Below are 1926 nucleotides of genomic sequence, written 5' to 3' on the forward strand. Positions count from 1 at the left end.
GGCCGGCCTCACCGGCGCGTGCCGCCTCGATCGTGGCGTTGAGTGCCAGGAGGTTGGTCTGACCCGCGATGGTGTTGATCAGCTCGACCACGTCACCGATCCGCGTCGCGGCCTTGGACAGTTCGCTGACACGCTCGGTCGTGGTGCGAGCCTGGCCGACGGCCTCGCTTGCAACACGCGCGGATTCCTGCACCTGCCGGCTGATCTCCGTGATCGAGGACGACAGCTCTTCCGTCGCGGACGCCACCGACTGCACATTGGTTGAGGCTTCCTCCGAAGCGGCTGCGACCACGGTCGTGAGCTGTTGCGTGCGCTCGGCGGTCGAGGTCAGGGTCGTGGCGGACGCCTCGAGCTCGGTCGAGGCCGACGACACCGTGCCGACGATCTCGCCGACGGCACCTTCGAAGCTGTCGGCGAGCCTGCGCATCTCGGCCTTGCGCTGTTCGGCCGCGATCTGATCCTGCCGCATCTTGGCCTCCGCGTCCTCGCGCGCCTTCTGCTCGGACACGATCTTGAATTTCTCGACGGCACCGGCGACCTCGCCAACCTCGTCCTTGCGGCCGAGGCCTGGCAGCACCACGGAAAAGTCGCCGCCGGCGAGCTTCTCCATCGCTGCCGTGAGTGCACGCATCGGCCGCGCAATGCTGAAGACGGAGAAGATGCACGCGCCGATCAGGACCAGCGCGACCAGGACGCCGGTGACGATTGACGTCCGGGCAACCGACGCCGCTTCGGCCTCTGCCTCGGTGCGCGCTTCGACGCTCCTCTGCTTGGCGAAGTCGGTGATCTGATTGGCGACCTCGGAGATCTCCTCGTTGATCGGCGCCAGCGTCTCCTTGCGGATGCGATCGACCTCGGCAACGAGCTTTGCGAGTTGCGCCGCCCCTTCGCCGTCCTTCTTCCCGTCGAACGCGAGTTCCTGCTTGCGGATGGCTTCGATCTGCAGCTCGCCCTTGCCGAATTCGCCGATCAGCACGGTCAGGCGATCGATCCGCTTGCGATTTTCCGCCGAGCGCGAGAGCTTGGCCATTTCGGCCGCGAACTGCAGGGCTGACTTCTGGCGGTCGTTGAAATAGGTGACCGCCTTCTGCATCTCGGCGGGCGAGGACGAGGTCAGGATGTCGCGAATGCCGATTTGCATCCCTCGCACCGAGCCCTTCGCGTCAGCCGCGTTTTGCGCGATCGCCTGCTGTCCCGATGCTCCATTGCCGAGCCTCTGGACCTCGGTGCTGCCGCTCATCTGGAGGAAGATCATCAGCGCGACGAGTCCGATGGTCAGCGCGGAGGTGATGGCGAGCTTGGTGCCGATTCGCAGGTTCTGAATGAACGACATTGAACGATTTCCCGGGATACGCATTGCCGCGACGAAGCGCGTGAACATCCCGGAAAGGCTAACCGGCAGGTTACTCATTAACGTTAAAGGAGCCCCTCGCGTCTTAGGTAGAAGTACGGAAAACGCGGCTTAAATCCGTGGACTTCCACACGTTTCACGCGCAGCGAAATGAAGCTTCCCGGATTTGCATGCTTCGCGTTCGTTAACGCCGACGCCATCATTTGCGGATGGTGTCAGCGCACCGCCTCCCCGACGAGGCTGATGCGAAAGACCGGCTTCTTGTTCTCGTCGAGCAGCTCCATGCACCACTCGGCGTTCGGCTTCAGGCCGCGCGAGATGCCGCCGAGCAGATTGGCGCAGACCTCGGTCATCTCGGTCCATGCGGCTGCGCGATCCTCGAACTCGTACGGCTGATCGGCGGCGCCGGAATAGCGACCGGTACTGATGCGGAAGAAGTACAGCGACATCGTTGAACCCTTGTTTAGGGCCGCACCCCCCGGCCGTACGCAAACTGGGGCGCTAGTCGCTACCAACGCATGAAAGCCGCCGACCGTATGACTACGGCGCGGCGGCTTCGTGTTCGATGGTCGTCT

General features: G+C 63.8%; 2 protein-coding genes. Both read right to left on the bottom strand.

All coding sequences use genetic code 11. From position 1 onward, the window contains the following. Nucleotides 1–1333: methyl-accepting chemotaxis protein (locus AC1D00_RS38990; RefSeq protein ID WP_477014340.1), on the bottom strand; the 1333-nt coding region annotated here is incomplete at its 3' end. A gap of 233 nt (nt 1334–1566) precedes the next feature. After that, complete coding sequence (locus tag AC1D00_RS38995; protein ID WP_135179126.1) at nt 1567–1800, bottom strand: DUF6894 family protein; 234 nt, start codon at nt 1798–1800, stop codon at nt 1567–1569. Nucleotides 1801–1926: the final 126 nt, after the last annotated feature.

The sequence above is a fragment of the Bradyrhizobium sp. P2_E8 genome, from assembly GCF_056403875.1.

What these genes read in the sequence shown, in the direction of transcription:
- AC1D00_RS38995 (WP_135179126.1), bottom strand. Translation starts at nt 1,800, where the DNA reads ATGTCGCTGTACTTCTTCCGCATCAGTACCGGTCGCTATTCCGGCGCC.